We start from the raw sequence: 18,912 nt of genomic DNA, 5'->3' as shown, positions 1-18,912 counted from the left end.
TGGGCCCGCCCCATCGGGCGTGTTTATAAGGCCCTTTCATCGAAGCGCAGAAGCGGTTAATGCCTGCTGAAGATGCCCGGCGTCTGATGACAGGGGTCGGGGCTTTGTGGCGACGCAAACGATCCCGGGACGCGATGTACATCCTCATCGATAACTACGACAGCTTCACCTACAACCTCTATCACTATCTGCGTGATTTGGGGGTCGAAGTGGCCGTGCATCGCAACGACCAGATCACCCCCGACGCGGTGCTGGCCGCGCGGCCCGCCGGCGTGGTGATCTCGCCGGGGCCGGGCACGCCCGACGACGCCGGCATTACCCTGGCCCTGGTCGCCGCCGCCGCTGAAGCGCGCCTGCCGCTGCTCGGCGTCTGCCTCGGCCACCAGGCGATCGGTCAGTGGGCGGGGGCGACGGTGGTGCGCGCCGAGGCCATGCACGGCAAGACCAGCCCGGTGCACCATGACGGGTCGGGGGTGTTCCACGGCCTCGCCAACCCGTTCGAGGCGGCGCGCTATCATTCGCTGGTGCTCGACCGGGCGACCATCCCCGAGACGCTGCGGATCACCGCCGAAACCGCCGACGGTATCGTCATGGGCATCGAACATCGGAGCCTGCCGCTCCACGGCGTGCAGTTCCACCCCGAGAGCATCGCGTCGGCCCACGGCCACGACCTGCTCGCCAACTTCCTGGCCACCACCCGGCCGGCCCGGGCGGCCTGAGCCGATGGCCCGGTCCGCGCTGCACCCGCTGCTCGCCCGCCTCGCCGACGGCCACGATCTGAGCCGCGACGAGGCCGCGCGCGCCTTCGATATCCTGCTTGCCGGCCAGGCCGACCCGGCCGAGACCGCCGCGCTGCTCATGGGCCTCAGGGTCAAGGGCGAGACGGTGGACGAGATCACCGGCGCGGCCGAGGCCATGCGCGCCAAGGCCCACACGATCACCGCCCCCGACGGCGCGGTCGATACCTGCGGCACCGGCGGCGACGGGCTCAGCACGGTCAATGTGTCGACCGCCGCGGCGTTGGTGGCGGCGGCTGCCGGCGTGCCGATCGCCAAGCACGGCAATGTGTCGGTGTCGTCGCGCTCGGGCTCGGCCGACGTGCTCGACGCGCTCGGCGTGCGCCCCACCGTGACGCCCGAGCTCGGCGCGCGCTGCCTCGACCAGGTCAATATCACCTTCCTGATGGCGCCGGCCCACCACCGGGCGATGAAGGCGGTGGCGCCGGTGCGCAAGGCGCTCGGCCTGCGCACCATCTTCAATCTGCTGGGCCCGCTGGCCAACCCCGCCGGCACGCGCCGCCAATTGGTCGGGGTCTATGACGCCAAATGGCTCGACCCGGTGGCGCGCACCCTGGCGCGGCTCGGCGCCGACCGGGTCTGGGTGGTGCACGGGCGCGACGGCATGGACGAGTTGACCGTTACCGGACCGAGCGACGCCGTGGCCTGGGAAAACGGCGCCTTGCGCGCGTTCACCGTGCACCCCGAAGACGCCGGGCTCGCCACCCATCCCGCCGAGGCGCTGGTCGGCGGCACCCCGGCCGAGAACGCCCAGGCGCTCGCCGCCGTGCTGGCCGGTCAGCCCGGCGCCTATCGCGACATTACGCTGCTGAACGCTGCCGCCGCCCTGGTGATCGCGGGTCAAGCCGCCGATCTGGCCCAGGGCGCGACCCAAGCCGCCGCCGCCATCGACGACGGCCGCGCGGCCGACCTGTTGGCCCGCTGGGCCGCGCTGACCCAGGAGACCCAGCCCGCATGACCGACACCCCCGAAGACAGGGGCGGCGCCGACCGCCCCGCCGACCGCCCGGACGTTCTGGCACGCATCTGCGCCGACAAGCGCCACCATGTGCGCACCATGGCGGCCGAGGTGCCGCTTGCCGAACGCGAGGCCCAGGCCCGCGACCAGGCGCCCCCGCGCGGCTTCAAGGCGGCGCTCGTGGCGGCGCGCGCGGCCGGCGGCACCGGGCTGATCGCCGAGATCAAGCGCGCCAGCCCCAGCAAGGGCCGCATCCGCGACGATTTCAACCCCGCCGCCCTTGCCCGCGCCTATGCCGCCGGCGGCGCCACCTGCCTGTCGGTGCTGACCGACACACCCTATTTCCAGGGCCACGACCATTATCTGGCCGCCGCGCGCGACGCCTGTCGCTTGCCGGTGCTGCGCAAGGATTTCACGCTGACCCCGTATCAGGTGGTCGAGGCGCGGGCCATCGGCGCCGACGCGATCCTGCTGATCCTGGCCGCCCTCGACGACGCCGAGGCCCGGACCCTGGCCGACCTGGCGCGCCACTGGGGCATGGACGTGCTGGTCGAGGTCCACGACCGCGCCGAACTGGACCGCGCGGCCGGCCTCGGTGCCGACCTGATCGGCATCAACAACCGCGACCTTAAAAGCCTGACCGTCGACCTGGCGACCACCCTCGCCCTGGTGCCCCATGCGCCGGCAACCGCGCATCTGGTGGCCGAGAGCGGGCTCAAGACGCCGGGCGACCTGCAACGCTGCCGCGACGGGGGCGTGACCAGCTTCCTGGTCGGCGAAGCGCTGATGGCCCAAGACGATGTGACCGCCGCCACCGCCGCGCTCCTGGCGCCGGCGGTCTGAGCGGCGCCCGGGCCATGACCGGCGCGCCGCCAGGGGACCCGCCGTCCAACGCCCCCACACCCGGCGCCCCGACACCGGGCGCACCGGCGGTCGGGTTCAGCCATCTGGACGCCGCCGGGCGCGCCGCCATGGTCGATGTGGGCGATAAGCCGGTCAGCCGCCGGCGTGCCGAAGCGCGCGGTCGGCTGGTCATGGCGCCGGCAACGCTGGCGCGGGTCGAGGCCGGCGGGCTGCCCAAGGGCGACGCCTTCGCCACCGCGCGCATCGCCGGCATCCAGGCGGCCAAGCGCACCGACCACCTGATCCCGCTGTGCCACGGCCTCGCCCTGTCGGCGGTGACGGTGGAGTTCGCGATCCGGCCACCCGACACGATCGACATCGTCGCCACCGTCACCACCGACGCGCGCACCGGCGTCGAGATGGAGGCGCTGACCGCCGTGTCGGTGGCCGGGCTGACCCTCTATGACATGATCAAGTCGGTGGACCGGGCGCTGACCCTGACCGACATCCGCCTGACCGCCAAGGACGGCGGCAAATCCGGCCCCTATCGCGCGCCCGGCGCAGACCGGGGTGACGACCGGGGCGGCGCGGTTGGGAACCAGGGGCAGGACGATGCCGGCGGCGACCATGCGCAGCGTTGACGACGCCCACACCGCGATCCAGGCGACCCTGGCGCCCTTGCCGGCCGAGTGGGTGACGCTCGACGCGGCCCACGGCCGGGTGCTGGCCGAGCCGGTGGTGGCCCGGCGCACCCAGCCGCCGGCCGCCCTGTCGGCCATGGACGGCTACGCCGTGCGCGCCGCCGAGGCGGGCGATGGGGCGGTGCTGCGGGTCGCCGGCGAAACCGCCGCAGGCGACGACCCCGGCGCCCCGCTGGCGCCCCAGACCGCCCGGCGCATCTACACCGGCGCGGCCCTGCCCAAGGGCGCCGACGCGGTGCTGATCCAGGAACATGCCAGCCCGGCGGGCGGCCGTGACGATGTCGACGGCGAAGGCGGCGATGACAGGCTCGGGGACAGGCTCGGGGATGGGGGGCGCGATGACGACGGCCAGGACGGCGGCCGCATCCGCGTCGACCGGGGCGTCGACCCCGGCGCCCATGTGCGGCCCCGGGGCCAGGATTTCGCCGCCGGCCAGCCCCTGCTGGCGCCCGGCACGCGGTTGGGGGCGCGCCATATCGCGCTGGCAGCCGCCGGCCAGGTGCCGTGGCTGGCGGTCCACGCCCGGCCGCGGGTCGCCTTGCTGGCCACCGGCGACGAGTTGGTGCGCGCGGGCGAGCCGCTCGGCGCCCACGCCATCGTCGACACGGTGACGCCGGCGCTCGCCGCCCAGCTCCGCGCCGCCGGCGCTGAGGTGGTGGCGTTGGGCATCGCCCGCGACCGCGAGGCCGAGCTTGCCGCTTACGCCGGTGCGCTGGCGCGCGCCGATCTGGCGTTGACCGTCGGCGGCGCGTCGGTGGGCGCGCGCGACCTGATCCGCTCGGCACTCGGGCGTGCCGGTCTCGCCCTCGATTTCTGGACCATCGCCATGCGGCCGGGCAAGCCGCTGTTGTTCGGCCGCTTCGCCTCGGGCACGCCGCTGATCGGGCTGCCCGGCAACCCGGTGTCGGCGCTGGTGTGCGCGCAGTTGTTCGTGTTGCCGGCGGTCGACCGTCTGGCCGGTGGCGACGGCCGGCCGCCGCGCCCCGTCCAGGCCCTGGCGGCGCACGACCTGCCCGCGGGCGGCGCGCGCCAGGACTATCAGCGCGCCGCCTTGACGACCGACGCCTTGGGCCAGCGCTGGGTGCGCCCGCTCAGCCCCCAGGACAGCGCCATGCTGACCACCCTGGCCGCCGCCGACGCCCTGCTGGTGCGCCCGGCCGGCGCCCCGGCGGCCGCCACCGGCACCGCCGTTCCCGTTTTGCCCCTGTTTCCTTGACAGTCGCCAAGGGCGCCGAATAAAAGAAGAACAGAGCACAAACGAGAGGGCAACGGCCGATGCTGACCGCCAAACAGATGCAGCTCCTGCAGTTCATCCACACCCGGCTGCAGGACGGCGGCGTCAGCCCCTCGTTCGACGAGATGAAGGAAGCGCTGGCGCTCAAATCCAAGTCGGGCGTGCACCGGCTGATCACCGCGCTCGAAGAACGCGGCTTCATCCGTCGGCTGCCCAACCGCGCCCGCGCGCTTGAAGTGCTGCGCCGGCCCGACGGCACGCCGGTGGCAGGCCCCGCGACCGACGCGGCCAATGTCGACGCCCCCCGTCGCCGGTCGGTCGGCGCCGACGCGCCTTCGGCCCACACCGCGGCGGCGCTGGCCGAGGCGATGTCGGTGCCGCTGCACGGGCGGATCGCCGCCGGCACGCCGATTGAAGCGCTCGAACACGCCGACGTCCATGTGGACGTGCCGCCGGCGATGATGGGCCGAGGCCCCACCTTCGCGCTGGAGGTGGACGGGGATTCCATGGTCGATCTGGGCATCATGGACGGCGACACGGTGCTGATCGAGCGGTGCGAAACCGCCGAGGACGGCACCGTGGTGGTCGCCCTGGTGGACGAGAGCGAGGCGACGCTCAAGACGCTCAAGCGCCGCGACCGGCATATCATGCTGATCCCGGCCAATCGCGACTATGAACCCCAGGTCTATGAATCGGACCGGGTCCGCGTCCAAGGTCGCCTGGTGGGCCTGCTGCGCCGCTACTGATCGTGCGCGACCGCCGGGCCCCGGTGGGTCCGGAGCTGAGAGCGTGGCTGGGCTTGGGGGCTGGAACCTGGACGGATCGGAAGCCTGAGCCATGGGCGATCGGATCGCACAGCGCCTGGTGATCGGGCGAAGCCGCGCGCCCCCGTCGCCTGCCGCGCGCCAGCGCCGCCGACGGACGTCGGGGCAATTGTGATTGGCTCAGGCTTCGCACGCCCGGGAGCCATGGCAGCGGCTCACTTACGGCCACCACCGGGCGCCGAGTTGGGCCGCCTGGTGCAACACCGCGCGGACCGTCGGACATGGAGGCCGGACGGGCGCCCCGCCGGGATCGACAGCGGCAAGCACGGCGACAGTCGGGCCGGCCGCCCCGCACTCGGGCTGGCCTGCGCCGCCCCCTTAGCGCCGCGGGCTGTCGGCGTCCACCGCCGTCCGGCTGCGACGGCCCAGGCGGTTGATCAGATAGTCGAAGTTATCCGGATCGATGGTCTCGTCCAGTTGGGTCAACACCCGCTCGATGGTCTTCTTGCGGATCTGCGCGCGGTCGTCGCCGGCGGTGTCGGCCAGTTCGTCGGCGACCTCGACGCCGACACGCGCCACCGGCAGCAGGTCTTCAGGAATCTCGGCACTTTCGAACAAGCGTTCCATGGCCAGATCGCCCTTATCGTGGATCAACTTGAAAGCATTGCTGACCGGGATACCGGCGCGCTTGGCGAGGGCGGTTTCGAAGAACACCGTGTCGCCCATGCACAGCGCGCGAATGACGATCGTATCGGTCAGGCGCCCATTGGCGTGCAGCGCGTCGACCAGCGCCATCACGTCGGTCTGGCCCGCCAACGGCCCCACCAACCCCATGGTTGCCCGCTCGCGCCCGGTGGTCAGAATGTCGGCGGCCACGTCGGCCGGCAGTTCGTGACGGGTCAACAGGCGTTGACGCAACTGGTCGCTGACCAGGGCGACCAGCCGCTCGGCGGTGCGTAGCGGCAGGTGACGGCGGTCGATCATGGGGTCGTTCACGCGCGGGTCGTCGCCATGCCGGTCGACCACCTTGTCGAAGGTGGCGTCGGCGATTTGCGCCCCGTCATTGCCCATCAAGGTGGCGATCACGTCCACATCGCCGGTTTCGGCCAGGGCGTCGGAGACCGCCTCCGACACGGCCGACCGCCGCGCGATCGCGGCACTGTATTCGACCGGTTTGGACTGAACGATGTCCATCAAGTCGGCATCGGTCAGCACCGCCGAACTCTCCAGAACCGGGGCCGCCACCTCGGCCACGTCGCGCGCCAGCCCCTCGGCGATATCGTGCGGCACGTCGGGATTGTGGCGGATGCTCTCGCTCAACGCCTGGCGCACGCGCACTTCCATGTCCCGGGCCAGGGTGCGGAAAATGTCCTCGGCGATGCGGCGCTCGCTGTCGCTCAAGCGCGTGTTCTCAAGGACCCGGCCGAGTTTCTCGGCCGTGCCCGCCCGATTGTCGACGGACGGATCGGTGAGCAGGCGGCTCACATCCTGTTCGGTCAATTTTTCGTTATGCGATTCGTCACGCTGCGACACCACTCTCACCCCTCGTCCACGGAAAACCACGGCTCACGCTACGAAAAAATCAACATTGCATCATACCATATTCGCATCACCGGTGCGAGGGTTTGACAGCAAATCCACCGACCGCGGCGACCATCGCATTGTGATCGCCCCAAGCACGGGCTAGCATGCGACGCTGCTGGGCATGAAACAAGATATAATGTAGTGACGCCCGCCAAAAAAGAGAGGCAATATTCGAATGGTTTTACGCATCGTTTCCGCTGCGCTGTTGGCGCTTGCCGTGGGGTGGCAGGCCAGCGCGCAGGATACGACGACCCCTTCCCCCGCCAACACCGCCACCCGCACCACAAGCACCGAACCGGTCACGGCGCCCTGCCCGACCGACCCGACCGTCTCCGACCGCATCAACGCCAATGTCTCGCCGTTCACCGATGCGGTCTACAACCTGGTTTTCTGGGGCCCGACGGTTCGCCAAGGCCGCGACACCGCCAGCGGTCGGTTGTGGATCGAACCCGACCGGTTGCGCGAAGGCGACGCGCTGACGCTTGCCTGGGATGACCGGACGACGACCTTCGAGATCGACCGTGACGGCGCGGTCTGCCCCGGCTCCGTGGCCATTGCCATGGGCGCCGATGCCGAGGCGACGGCCGCCAATCTGGCCGCCGCCCTGGGCGACCGCACGGCAACGGCTGATCTCGTGGTTCGCCGCGAGGCCCGGCAACTGACGCTGAGCGCGCCGACCGCCAACCGACCGACCCTGTCCACCGAGGGCAACGGCTTCACGGTGGAACAATTGGACGACGGCTCGGTGCGCCTGCCGTTTATCGTCGTCTGGCTGTTCGTCGGCGCCCTGTTCTTCACCTTGCGGATGAACTTCATCAGCGCCCGCGGCTTCAAGCAATCGCTGCGCATCGTCTCGGGCAAGTACGACAATCCCGACGACCCAGGTCAGGTGACCCACTTTCAAGCGCTGACCGCGGCGCTGTCGGGCACCGTCGGGCTCGGCAACATCGCCGGCGTGGCCGTGGCGATCTCGGTGGGTGGGCCGGGCGCCACCTTCTGGATGATCCTGGTCGGCCTGCTGGCCATGAGTTCCAAGTTCACCGAGTGCACCCTGGGCATCAAGTACCGCAAGATCGACGACGACGGCGTGGTTTCGGGCGGGCCGATGTACTATCTGCGTTATGGGCTCGAACGACGCGGATTCGGCCGCACCGGCCAGGCGCTGGCGGCGATCTTCGCGGTGTTGTGCGTCTCGGCGTCGTTCGGCGCCGGCAACATGTTCCAGGTCAACCAGGCGACCAGCCAGATGATGGACGTTGTCGTGCCCGCCCTGTTCGGCCCCGACAGCGCGCTCAACGGCATGAACTGGGTGATCGGCCTGATCTATGCCGCCCTGTTGGGCCTGGTGGTGATCGGTGGCATCCGCTCGATCGCCAAGGTTACCTCGCGCCTGGTGCCGCTGATGGCGGCGATCTATGTGACCGCCGCGCTGGTGGTCATCTTCGGCAATCTCGACCAGGTACCGGCCGCCTTCAACACCATTCTGGCCGGCGCGTTCAGCCCCGAAGGCGTGACCGGCGGCTTCATCGGCGTCCTGATCCAGGGCATGCGCCGGGCCACCTTCTCCAACGAGGGCGGCGTCGGCTCAGCGCCGATCGCCCACTCGGCGGCCAAGACCACCGAGCCGATCGCCGAGGGGCTAGTCGCCCTGGTCGAGCCCTTTATCGACACGGTGGTGGTGTGCACGCTGACCGCGCTGGTGATCATCATCACCAACCAGCATGTCTCCACCGGCGAGATTGACGGCATCACCCTGACCTCGGAAGCCTTCGGCACGGTGATCGGCTGGTTCCCCTACATCCTGTCGGTGGCGGTACTGCTGTTCGCCTTCTCCACGTCGCTGACCTGGTTCTATTACGGCGAGCGGGCGTTCCTCTATCTGATGGGATCGGACAATCGGGCCGCGGAATTGGGCTTCAAGCTGGTCTATGTGCTGGTGCTGGTGGTCGGCTCGTCGATGCAGCTTTCCGCGGTGGTCGATTTTGCCGACGCCACGCTGCTCGCCATGGCATTCCCGAATCTGATCGGGCTTTATTGGATGTCGGGAGAGGTCAAGCGAATGCTCGACGACTATATGCGCCGGGTCCGCACCGGCGAGTTGTTGGAGGAAAAGCAGCGCCGGTCGGCAGAAAGCCAACCGGCCGAGTGACCGCCGGCCTCGTTGCGACGGGCGGCGGCGAGCGACGCTTCACCCGCGGTTCAGCCGCCGCCCGGCAGCTTGATCCACATCGGCGACATCTGGCGTCTTGGCGAACCGCCGTCGAACGCCTATGTCTCGGGCGCAGGTCCGGCGGAGGGTTCGCCCTCCGGCCGACGCGATACAGCGAGGCGGAGTGTAAGATGACCGAACGGCGTCACAGCCGACCGATCGCCCGGGCGGGCGGCGCGGCGGCGCTGGCGGTGCTGATTGCCGGCACCGCCACCGCCGCCGACCGGCGGTCGCCGGACGCTGAGGACGACGCCGCCCCGACGGCGGCGGCCCTCGGCCCCGGCAATGCCGAGGCGGGTCGCACGGTGTTCAACACCTGCCGCGCCTGTCACGGCCTCAGCCCCGGCGATCACGGCATCGGCCCCAGCCTGCACGCCCTGTTCGGGCGCCGGGTCGGTACGGCAAGGGGCTACGGGCTCTATTCGAACGCCCTGACCCGGGCCGATTTCGTCTGGACCGCCGAGAGGCTCGACGCCTGGCTGACCCGGCCGAACAGCTTTTTGCCGGGCAACCGGATGAATTTCGCCGGTCTGCGCGACGCCGAAGATCGCGCCGACCTTATCGCTTTTCTGAAGACGGCAAGCGAGTGACCACCGGGGCCGCGGATGCCACCGCCTGGCCCCCAGACAGCGAGACCAAATCGATGCGCATCGTTCTGACCTTCCTCCTGGGCCTCAGCCTGATCACCGCAAGCCTGGCGCCGGCATCCGCCCAATCGGCGGCGGACGAGCCAGAAAAGGCCAAGCAATTCCTGAGCGCACTCGCCGACAATGCCTTTTCGGTCTGGCAGGACCCGTCATTGACCGAGGCCGAGCGCGAAAAGAAGTTCCAGTCGCTGCTGCTTGAGGGCTTCCACGTCGACTATATCGCCCGGCTGGTGCTCGGCCGCTACACCCGCCAAGCCAGCGACGAACAGTTTCGCCGCTATCTCGACGTGTTTCCTCAATACACGGTAACGGTGATCTCCAACCGGCTCGGCGAGTACGGCAACGAGAAGGTGACGATCAACGAGACCGCGCCGGCCGGCCCGCGCGGCGATCTCTACATCCGCAGCACCATCGTGCGCCCCGATGCCGAGGACGTGCTGGCCGACTGGCGGGTGCGCAAGGTGGGCGACGAATTCAAGATCATCGACGTCAAGCTCGAAGGCATCTCCATGGTGCGCACCCAACGCGAGGACTTCCAGCAAAAGATCTCGCAGGACGGTATCGACGGCCTGATCGACTATCTGTCCGACCAGGCGGGCGTCACCGAAGCTGCGGACGGCAACGGCGCCCAGAAGACCAGCCAGGCGAGCAACTAAGCGCCGATCGGCCGACCCCGTGGCCTTGAAGGTCCACCGCGCCGTCGAACGCTGGCCGATCCGCGGCAGCTTCACCATCGCCCGCGGCCGCCGCGCGGTGGCCGAAACGGTGGTGGTCACGCTGCGCGACGCCGCGGGCAATAGCGGCCGCGGCGAGGCGGTGCCCTATGGGCGCTATGGCGAGACCCCTGCCAGCGTCCTGGCCGCCCTCGACGCCGTCACACCGGCCCTGGCCGAGGGTGCCGGCCGCGATGCGTTGATGAGCCTGATGCCCGCCGGCGCCGCACGCGCCGCCGCCGACGCGGCGCTTTGGGACCTGGAAGCGCACCGGACCGGCCGGCCGGTCTGGTCTCTGGCCAGTGTGCCCGAGCCGCAACCGGTGGCGACCGCGCGCACGGTGTCGCTGGACACGCCGGACGCCATGGCGGCAGCGGCGCGTGCCCTGGCCCGCGACGGCGCGCCACTGGTCAAGCTCAAACTGGGCCGCCCGGCCGACGATGCCGATCGGCTGCGGGCGGTGCGCGCCGCCGCCCCCGGCGCGCGTCTGGTCGCCGACGTCAACGAAGGCTGGCAGGCTGCCGATCTGGCGCGGCTGGGCCCGGTGTGCGCCGAGGTGGGGCTGGAATTGCTGGAACAGCCGCTGCCGGCCGGCGCCGACGCCAGGATCGCCGCGCCGGTGCCGTTGTGCGCCGATGAAAGCCTCCATGGCCACGACCCGTTCGACGCCCTGCCGCCGGGCTATGGCGCGGTCAATCTGAAGCTGGACAAGGCCGGCGGTCTGACCCGCGCGCTGACGCTGGCCGACGCCGCCGCGGCGCGCGGGCTCGACCTGTTTTTGGGCTGCATGGTGGCCACCTCGTTGGCGCTCGCGCCGGCGCTATTGCTGGCCCACCGGGCGCGCTGGGTCGACCTGGACGGCGCCTGGCTGCTCAGCCGCGACCGCGCCCCCGGCCTGCGCTACAGCGGCTCGGTGGTGGCGCCGGCCGCGCCCGGCCTGTGGGGCGACGGCTGACCGACGGGCGGCTGGGTCCCGGCGCCCCTGCCCTGCATCGCCCGGCCGAGCCGGTGCCGACACCAAGCGGCGCAGCGGGGCGCCCGACCGGCTAGCCTCTTCCGCCGGCGAGCGCGGTGTGATAGGTCCGCGCAGAGCAACGACCGGTTGGAAGGACCCCGTAATGGCCGATCAAAAACCGACCCTTTTGCACCTGGTGTTCGGCGGACGGGTCACCGATCCCCAGGGACTGGAGTTCGAAGACCTCGATCAGGTCGACCTGGTCGGGCTCTATCCCAATTATGCCGAAGCCGAGAAGGCTTGGCGCGCCAAAAGCCAGCAACATGTGGACGACGCCATGACCAAATATGTGGTGGTCCACCTGCACCGTCTGCTGGAACCCGAGGCGCCGCAATCCGGCCAATCCTGATCCCGCCCCGCCCGGCAGCGCCACGCGTCGGCCTCCGGCCCCGACAATCGGGCTTGATGGAGCGCCTCTAACCCGCAATGGTTGGTCGGCCTGGTCGGTGCACATTGGCGCCGGCCGCGGCGAACGCAAAACCAGGCTTTTCGGGGAGGGGCGGCCATGACGGCGGATCTGTTTTCGCTCAAGGACAAGGTGGCGATCATCACGGGCTCGAGCCGGGGCATCGGCCGGGCGGTCGCCGAGCGCATGGCCGAGGCCGGCGCCCGGGTGGTGATCTCGTCGCGCAAGGGCGAAGCATGCGCCGCCGTCGCCGACGCGATCCGCGCCCAGGGGGGCGAGGCGGCGGCGATCCCGTGCAACATCGCCGAAGACGCGGCGCTTGAGGCGTTGGTGGCCCAGACCCATGACGTGTTCGGCCCGGTGGATATTCTGGTCTGCAACGCAGCCGCGAACCCGGTCTATGGGCCGATGACGGACGTGGACGACGCAGCGTTCGACAAGGTCTTGCACAACAACGTCAAGCAAAACGTCAAGCTGGCCCATCTGTGCCTGCCGGACATGGCGGCGACGGGCGACGGCGCGGTGATCATCGTGTCGTCGATCGCCGGCTATTCGGGCTCCAAGTCGCTGGGCGTCTATGCGATTTCCAAGGCGGCGGATTTCCAGATCGCGCGCAACCTGGCGGTGGAATGGTCGCCCAAGGGTATCCGCGCCAACTGCATCGCCCCCGGGCTGATCAAGACCGACTTCGCCCGCGCGCTGTGGGAAAACCCCAAAGCGCTGTCTTATGTGGAGCATCTGACGCCGCTGGGCCGCATGGGCGAGCCCGACGACATCGCGGGCGTGGCGGTATTCCTGGCCTCGCCGGCGGCGCGCTACATCAGCGGCCAGACCATCACGGTCGACGGCGGCATGACCATCGGCGACCCGTTCTAGAGTATCCGTGATGGTCAAGCCAGATGAGGTGCCCAAGGTCGGTGATCCCGCAGCAAGGCATTGGCGATGATCACCCGCTTGCGCATGACGGCGGTGATGGCGACCTTTGGCGGTTTACCGCGTGCTCGCAGCGCCTCGTACATGCGCTTCAAGTCCGGATTGAAGCGCATGGCGACGAGAGCGGGCATATAGAGGGCTTCGCGTGGGCCACGTCGTCCGCCCCGAATGAAGGCTTTCCCCTGCCATTTGCCGGATTGGCGGGAGACGGGCGCCAGGCCGGCGAGGCTGGCGACCTGCTTTCCATCGAGGGTTCCGAGCTCAGGCATTTCGACCAACAGGACGGCGGCCGTGATCTCGGATATGCCGGGGATGGAAACCAGGATATCGACCCGCTCCGTGAGAGCGGCATCGGCCTTGATGCGTTCGCGGATGGCCGCATCGATGGCCGTGACCTGACGGTCGATGTGGCGGAGACGGGCGGCGAGCTGTCGCTTGATCAAGGGAAGGCGGGCGCCCTTTTCGCGATTCTTGGCGGCAGTCCTGTCCTTCAGCAGGGCCCGGCGCATGACGCATAATTCCTTGAGCGCGTCCATTTCGGCACTGGCCGATTGGTGGCAAGGCAGATCCAGCACCCTTCCCATTCGGGCAAGAACCCTGACATCGACGCGGTCGCTCTTGGCGAGCACGCCGATGGCTTCCGTGAAACGCTTGGCTTGCCGCGGGTTTACCTTTGCCAGCGGAAGTCCCGCTTTGCTCAGGATGTCTTCCACGAGCCTGTGATAGCGTCCGGTCGGCTCATAAACGATGCGCTCTGCTTCGGCGCCGATCCAGGCCACCGGCCGCCGGCCGCCGGCAACCGGAACGGTCATTGGTGAAGCGCTTTTCCGCACCATCGTGGCTGCGATAGGCATCCAGATGGTCTTTTGGGATGTCGATCCCGATGCTAATCTCGATCATGTTTTCCAATCCTGTGCTTGCCATACGGGCCGTGCGGCCCAGGTATCCGTTCAGGTCTGTTGGAAAAGACGGGGCGACCCCACTCTAGCTCGGCCCTGTGCGGCCAGCATTTTCCTGGTCCGACCCTGCCGGTACGCGGGGAGTGGCCAACTTCTATGCCGCTCTCGAAACTAAAGCCATGGCCACGTAGCTAACGAAAATTAGCCTCCGGCAAACCCGGCGCGGTTCAGTCAGAGCAACGCGCCTGTTCCTGCTGCCATCCTCGCCAGACCTCATCAACCCGATCGAGATGGCCTCCTCCAAGCTCAAGGCGCGCCTCAGAAAGGCCGCAGCCAAAACAGTTGACGAACTCTGGTCCGTCGTTACCGACTGCCTGTCCGCTTTCACCGCCGATGAATGGCAGCACGACCTTGAGGCGTCCAGAATCGACCCGGAACAAGTCGAATCCGCTCCATATCAAGCTATCGCCTGATCGCATTCGAGGTGGCTCGGTCCCATTGGTCACTGACGATCAGGGCAGGCTTCCCGCACCGGGCGGTGAGCGCCGTCAGTTCCCGTGCGACACGGCAGCCCGAGATTGAGGTGTCGACCACGGCGCACGGCGGCCAGGCACGCCTTCGTGACATCGTCGATCACATTGACGATCCGGAATCGCTTGCCTTTGGCGAACCGGTCGTGGACGGAATCGACCGAGCAGCGCGCGTTCGGCGCAGCCACCGTTAGCAGCCGGCGCCCACGTGCCGGACGCCTTCTTCCGACCCCGCCGCTCACTCATCTCGTGGCGCTCCACGGGGATCGCGACGGCTTCACGCCTGGCGGCGGGCATCACCACTTTCGCGACAGGAGGTCTTTCAGCGCAGCTTGGTCCAGAAGCGGCTCCGCCAGCAGCCGCTTCAACCCCGCCGAACTTGGCCTTCCAGGCGTAGAACGTGGCCTTGCTGATCCCGTGCCTGCGGCAGAGTTCCACCGTCTTCGCACCCGCTTCCTGCTCCCGCAGGATGCCAATGACCTGTTCCTCGGTGACCTTCGATCGCTTCATGGTCCGGCCCTCTCGTTGAGCCGGGCCCCAGGATCAGATTGAAGGAGTTTTCGGGTCTCAGGTCAGCACCGACGCAGTGCTTTGCCCTGCCGGCCCCGTGGCTGTCGCTGACTGGGAAATCGCCCCCGTTTCGGCGCAGCCAGCCCCTTTTGCGACTTACTATCCGTGCCACCCGCCCGAATTCGAAACAGACCGCGCTGGTCGCTGATGCTCATGGCATTGTCGTTTCGCAGGCTCCAGAGAATGACCAGCCAAACGCCCACACAGGCGATCAACAAGAGGAGCGTATCAAGCATGCGGCACCTTTCTGACCGGGCAATCACCACGGACAACGTCCTGCTGATGCCCGCGATGGCCTGTTTTCTCCGCCGATCGGAAGCTCGCCGCGCCCAGGATCGACCGAAAAAAGGCGCGGCGCCCTCACCGAGCGAGGAACGCGTATCAATGTCTTCGAGCCCACGCTAATCACAAACTGAAAAAAGGACCAGTGCACGGAGGCGTGAACCGCGCCGGGTTTGCCGGCAACTGTATTCAGGTTGGCTGAATCTCTCGGAAGTAGGTCCCGTCCGCAACCATGCTGTTGAGCACGCAGAGCAGCTTCCTCGCCGTTGCGGTCAAAGCGGCTTTCACCGGTTTTCCTGACGCCTGCAATTTCTGCCGAAACGCCCTGGACCTGTCACGCTGTGGTGCCGCTCCGGGTTCTCATTTACGCGGCCTGAGCCTCGAAGACCAAGGGGCTTTTCCAGCCCAGGGCTGAGTGTCTGCGGCACGGATTGTAGAAGCCGTTGATGTATTCAAAGATCGCCAACTCTGCCGCTCGGCGCGTCGGCCACGACTGCTGCCACAGCAACTCGGCCTTGATCGTCTTGAAGAAGGTCTCGACGGCCGCATTGTCGTAGCAATTTCCCGTCCCGCTCATCGACACCTTGAAGCCGTGCTCGCGCAGGATCTTCTGGTAATCGTGAGAGCAGTATTGGCTGCCGCGGTCCGTGTGATGGATGCAGCCCTTCGGTGGTTGGCGCAACGCCATGGCCATGTTCAGCGCCCGGATCGCCAGGTCACGCTTCATCCGATTGCTGACAGCCCAGCCGATCACCCGCCGGGAATGCAGGTCAAGAATGACCGCCAAATACAGCCAACCCTCTTGGGTCCAGACATAGCTGATGTCGCCCGCCCACTTTTGGTTCGGGCGATCGGCCGAGACGTCGCGATCCAGCAGGTTCGGCGCGATGTTGAAGCTGTGGTTGCTGTCCGTGGTCGCCTTGACCTTCTTGTTCCGCCTGAACTTTATGCCATTTTCCTTCATCAGACGGCCAACGCGGCGGTGGCCCACGGCCAGTCCCAACTCCTTCAATTCCTCGGTCATGCGTGGGCGACCATAACTGCCAAGCGACTGCTCGAACTGATCCCGGATGTGGGCCAGTACGACCAGGTCCTTGCGCTGGCTGGCGCCGACGGGACGGTTTCGCCAGGCCCGATAGCCGCGCGGGCTGACGTCCATGATCTGACACAGCCGGTTCACCGGGATGTCGGGCCGGTGTTCTTCGACGAAGGCAAACCTCATTTGCTTCTCTCCGCGAAGAACACCGTGGCCTTTTTTAGCACATCCCTCTCCTCCCGGAGCATGCGGTTCTCCTTCCGCAACTCCGCGATCTCGCGTTCGAGATCGGATTGGATCGTCGGTTTCTCAGGGCTGCGCCGATCCTGCTGGATCCAGCGGTTCAGCGTTGAGAAACCGATCCCGAAGTCGGACGCTACCTGCTTACGCGGCAAGCCGCTCGTCAACGCCACACGTACTGCTTCGGCGCGGAATTCCTTGGTCGGTCGTGATGCCATCTGTGTTCTCCTGTGCGACACGATACGTGGTCAAAGGAGCGGCACAAATCCGTGACAGGTCCAAATGGCTGAGCTACTCGACCGGGACCCCCGTCCCCCCGTCAGGTCCCAAACAGCTGATCGACTCGCCTGAACCGGTAGGCCCAGTTCGGTCCCTGGTCGGTTCCGTAGGCCAGTTGGGCCGTCAGCATGGCGAAGGGTTCCGTGTAGCGAGCGATCCGCAACGGGCCGGCGTCCACCGGGTCGAACCCAACGTCGGCGATCAGCCGGGCGGCGACACTCTTGGCGTGCGGATCGTCGCCGCATACCACGCAGCTTGGCCGGGGCGGCGTGTCGCGTCCCTCGAACACATCGGCAAACACCTCGCTGGGGGGGGGGTTGGAAGGCGGCGGCGACCCGGGCACCCGGCGCCTTCCGCGCGATCTGCTCGGCGCCGGAGTCCGTCAGGCCGACCACCAATTCGCTGTTCGAGGCGCGCAGCGGCACGCAGCAGGTGACGATGGTTTTGCCGGTCAGGTCACCGGCCTGGAACAGAACATCGTCTATGCGGGACCAGTGCACCGCGAGCAGGATTGCGTCCGCATCGCGCACGGCGTCCGCGACCGTCCCGGGGGCCGCACCGTTCCCGGCGCGGCGTGCCAGATCCTCCAGCTTTCTGTTGCTGCGGGCATAACTGAACATCACGGCATGGCCCACCTGGGCAAACAACAGACCCAGTTTGCCGCCCATCAAGCCGGACCCGATGATTCCGATTTTCATGCCCTATCCTTTTCATGCGGTGCAAAGTCTTGGGAGCCCCGCGCCAGAGCGACGACCGCCGCGCCGAGGACCGAGAACCCGGTGGTCAGCAGCACGGCTTGGTTCCACCCCGTGACAAGGCCTGACGCGCTTTCGACGTCGTCGCCGTGCGCGATCAGGACCGCGCCCAGGGTTATCCCAATCGCCGACCCGAGATAGCGGGCCGTGTTGTTGGCGCCGCTGCCCACGGCCACCCAGTCCGCCGGCACGGTCGCCCCGGCCTGCCGCCCAAGGGCCGCGTTGAGGAGTCCGTTGGCGGTCCCGGCGATGAACAGGGCCACAACGATGCGCGGCACGGCGCCCTCGGGCGCCAGGTTCAGCAACAGCCCCTGCGCGGGCACGCAGGTCACCAGGCCGCCGAACAGGTCGCCGACCTAGGCCGTGTTGACAAAAGGGATTCCCAAGCCGGCTTGGTTCTGATTCAAGACTGCTTTTTGATGAGCAGTCATGGGGTGCGGGGATTTGTCGGATGCGGAATGGGAACTGATCGGGCCGCTGCTGCCGCCTGAGCGGGGTCGCTGGGCGCGTCCCGCTGACGATAACCGACGCTTTCTCAATGGCATGCTTCACGTGCTGCGGATCGGCTGTCCCTGGCGCGACATGCACGAGCGATACGGCAAGTGGAACTCGGTCTATGTCCGGTTCCGGCGCTGGGCCGAACTGACCTTCTCCCCGAAAACCGCTCCATCTGGAAGGTGAGTTTCCCGTAGCATCCCAGAAAAGGGGGAACTCATCATGAAGCGCACCAGGTTCACTGAAGAGCAGATCATCGCCATCCTGAAGGAGGCGGAGGCCGGGGAGATGCCTGCCAACGCGGTCTGCCGGAAGCACGGCATCAGCGAGCAGACGTTCTACCGCTGGAAAGCCAAGTTCGGGGGCATGGAGGTTTCCGACGCCAAGCGGCTGAAGGCGATGGAGGACGAGAACCGGCGCCTGAAGACGCTGGTCGCCGACCTGACCCTGGACAACTCGGCGCTGAAGGCACTTCTGACAAAAAAGTTCTGAGGCCCGCGCAGCGACGGTCGGCGAGCGTGTGGCTGATGTCAGAGAAGGGCCTCAGCCAGCGCCGCGCCTGTCGCCTCGTGGGTCTGAGCCGCGCCGTGGCACGATACGCATCCCGCCGCCCGCCTGATACCGCCCTGCGCCATCGGCTGCGGGAACTGGCCGGGCAGCACAAGCGCTATGGCTATCTGCGCCTGCACGTCCTGCTGCGGCGGGAGGATCTCGTCATCAACGCCAAACGCACCTACCGCCTGTACAAGGAGGAAGGCTTGACCGTGCGAACCAAGAAGCGCCGCCGATTACCGGGGCGCGAGCGTGTGCCACTGGCGGCACCAGAGCGGCGGAACCAGCGCTGGTCCCTGGACTTCGTCAGCGACAGCCTGTGCTGGGGGCGCCGGTTCCGCGTCCTCAACATCGTCGATGACTTCAGCCGCGAGAGCCCCGGCCAACTCATCGACGTGTCGATTTCCGGCGACCGCATGGCGCGGTTCCTCGACCGGCTGGCCGAGTTCCACGGCCTGCCCGAGGAGATCG

16 protein-coding genes and 6 pseudogenes are annotated in these 18,912 nt (G+C 68.1%); 15 read left to right on the top strand and 7 right to left on the bottom strand.

Annotated features, from left to right (window positions below; translation table 11 throughout):
- Positions 1-134: 134 nt before the first annotated feature.
- Genes EV659_RS00105 through lexA form a run of 6 tightly spaced genes read left to right on the top strand, consistent with a single transcriptional unit; the run spans position 135 to position 5,278 of the window.
- Complete coding sequence (locus tag EV659_RS00105; RefSeq protein ID WP_132706360.1) at positions 135-719, top strand: anthranilate synthase component II; 585 nt, start codon at positions 135-137, stop codon at positions 717-719.
- Positions 720-723: 4 nt separating this feature from the next.
- A complete protein-coding gene (gene trpD / locus EV659_RS00100) occupies positions 724-1,755 on the top strand; it encodes an anthranilate phosphoribosyltransferase (RefSeq protein ID WP_132706358.1) in 1,032 nt (343 codons plus the stop codon).
- The gene (gene trpC / locus EV659_RS00095; RefSeq protein WP_132706356.1) at positions 1,752-2,597 is read left to right on the top strand and encodes an indole-3-glycerol phosphate synthase TrpC; all 846 of its coding nucleotides are present in this window, start codon (positions 1,752-1,754) and stop codon (positions 2,595-2,597) included. Before trpD ends, trpC begins: the two co-directional genes overlap by 4 nt.
- Positions 2,598-2,611: 14 nt before the next feature.
- Entirely contained in the window at positions 2,612-3,238 is a 627-nt protein-coding gene (moaC, locus tag EV659_RS00090; protein WP_132706354.1) for a cyclic pyranopterin monophosphate synthase MoaC, read from the top strand.
- Positions 3,225-4,514, top strand: a complete 1,290-nt coding sequence (locus tag EV659_RS00085; protein ID WP_132706352.1) for a molybdopterin molybdotransferase MoeA — start codon at positions 3,225-3,227, stop codon at positions 4,512-4,514. Before moaC ends, EV659_RS00085 begins: the two co-directional genes overlap by 14 nt.
- Positions 4,515-4,573: 59 nt before the next feature.
- Complete coding sequence (gene lexA, locus EV659_RS00080; protein ID WP_132706351.1) at positions 4,574-5,278, top strand: transcriptional repressor LexA; 705 nt, start codon at positions 4,574-4,576, stop codon at positions 5,276-5,278.
- A 396-nt stretch (positions 5,279-5,674) separates the two neighbouring features.
- On the opposite strand, the gene spbR is transcribed toward lexA, so the two are convergent.
- Positions 5,675-6,829: a SpbR family protein gene (spbR, locus tag EV659_RS00075; RefSeq protein ID WP_132706349.1), complete on the bottom strand. Its 1,155-nt coding sequence runs from the start codon at positions 6,827-6,829 to the stop codon at positions 5,675-5,677.
- A 226-nt stretch (positions 6,830-7,055) separates the two neighbouring features.
- Here spbR and EV659_RS00070 point away from each other — a divergent pair, with 226 nt between their 5' ends.
- The 6 genes from EV659_RS00070 (at position 7,056) to EV659_RS00045 (ending at position 12,746) form a co-directional block, all read left to right on the top strand.
- Entirely contained in the window at positions 7,056-9,029 is a 1,974-nt protein-coding gene (locus EV659_RS00070; RefSeq protein ID WP_200287355.1) for an alanine/glycine:cation symporter family protein, read from the top strand.
- Between the two features lie 191 nt (positions 9,030-9,220).
- Complete coding sequence (locus tag EV659_RS00065; protein ID WP_132706347.1) at positions 9,221-9,679, top strand: c-type cytochrome; 459 nt, start codon at positions 9,221-9,223, stop codon at positions 9,677-9,679.
- A gap of 53 nt (positions 9,680-9,732) precedes the next feature.
- Positions 9,733-10,392: an MlaC/ttg2D family ABC transporter substrate-binding protein gene (locus tag EV659_RS00060; RefSeq protein WP_132706345.1), complete on the top strand. Its 660-nt coding sequence runs from the start codon at positions 9,733-9,735 to the stop codon at positions 10,390-10,392.
- A 19-nt stretch (positions 10,393-10,411) separates the two neighbouring features.
- Positions 10,412-11,404: an enolase C-terminal domain-like protein gene (locus EV659_RS00055; protein WP_132706343.1), complete on the top strand. Its 993-nt coding sequence runs from the start codon at positions 10,412-10,414 to the stop codon at positions 11,402-11,404.
- Positions 11,405-11,567: 163 nt separating this feature from the next.
- Positions 11,568-11,813, top strand: coding sequence for a DUF4170 domain-containing protein (locus EV659_RS00050; protein ID WP_132706341.1), 246 nt, complete (start codon positions 11,568-11,570; stop codon positions 11,811-11,813).
- A gap of 156 nt (positions 11,814-11,969) precedes the next feature.
- Complete coding sequence (locus EV659_RS00045) at positions 11,970-12,746, top strand: SDR family NAD(P)-dependent oxidoreductase (protein WP_132706339.1); 777 nt, start codon at positions 11,970-11,972, stop codon at positions 12,744-12,746.
- 14 nt (positions 12,747-12,760) lie between these two features.
- On the opposite strand, the pseudogene EV659_RS00040 reads toward EV659_RS00045, so the two are convergent.
- A pseudogene (locus EV659_RS00040) lies at positions 12,761-13,703 on the bottom strand (IS110 family RNA-guided transposase).
- 244 nt (positions 13,704-13,947) lie between these two features.
- Between EV659_RS00040 and EV659_RS00035 the strand changes: the two are divergent.
- Positions 13,948-14,056, top strand: a pseudogene (locus EV659_RS00035) (IS630 family transposase); the annotation flags it as partial.
- Between the two features lie 117 nt (positions 14,057-14,173).
- Here EV659_RS00035 and EV659_RS00030 read toward each other — a convergent pair.
- The 5 genes and pseudogenes from EV659_RS00030 to EV659_RS00015 form a co-directional block, all read right to left on the bottom strand.
- Positions 14,174-14,742 (bottom strand): annotated as a pseudogene (locus EV659_RS00030) (transposase); the annotation flags it as partial.
- 706 nt (positions 14,743-15,448) lie between these two features.
- Positions 15,449-16,578 (bottom strand): IS3 family transposase gene (locus tag EV659_RS00025; protein ID WP_132706336.1). Its coding sequence is split into 2 segments (ribosomal slippage): positions 15,449-16,335 and positions 16,335-16,578, totalling 1,131 coding nucleotides; the frame shifts between segments, so codons are not numbered across the junction.
- A 101-nt stretch (positions 16,579-16,679) separates the two neighbouring features.
- Positions 16,680-16,928: an NAD(P)-binding domain-containing protein gene (locus tag EV659_RS14945; RefSeq protein WP_242463694.1), complete on the bottom strand. Its 249-nt coding sequence runs from the start codon at positions 16,926-16,928 to the stop codon at positions 16,680-16,682.
- A gap of 193 nt (positions 16,929-17,121) precedes the next feature.
- Positions 17,122-17,307: pseudogene (locus tag EV659_RS15180) on the bottom strand (NAD(P)-binding domain-containing protein); the annotation flags it as partial.
- 26 nt (positions 17,308-17,333) lie between these two features.
- Positions 17,334-17,726 (bottom strand): MFS transporter, encoded by a 393-nt coding sequence (locus tag EV659_RS00015; RefSeq protein WP_132706324.1) that lies wholly within the window; start codon positions 17,724-17,726, stop codon positions 17,334-17,336.
- Positions 17,727-17,823: 97 nt separating this feature from the next.
- Between EV659_RS00015 and EV659_RS00010 the strand changes: the two are divergent.
- Positions 17,824-18,036 (top strand): annotated as a pseudogene (locus tag EV659_RS00010) (transposase); the annotation flags it as partial.
- 75 nt (positions 18,037-18,111) lie between these two features.
- Positions 18,112-18,912: pseudogene (locus EV659_RS15175) on the top strand (IS3 family transposase); the annotation flags it as partial.

The organism is Rhodothalassium salexigens DSM 2132, assembly GCF_004341375.1.
GTDB classification, from domain to species: domain Bacteria; phylum Pseudomonadota; class Alphaproteobacteria; order Sphingomonadales; family Rhodothalassiaceae; genus Rhodothalassium; species Rhodothalassium salexigens.
The sequence above is the reverse complement of the archived record's forward strand: the minus strand, read 5'-3'. Positions and strand labels throughout refer to the sequence as shown.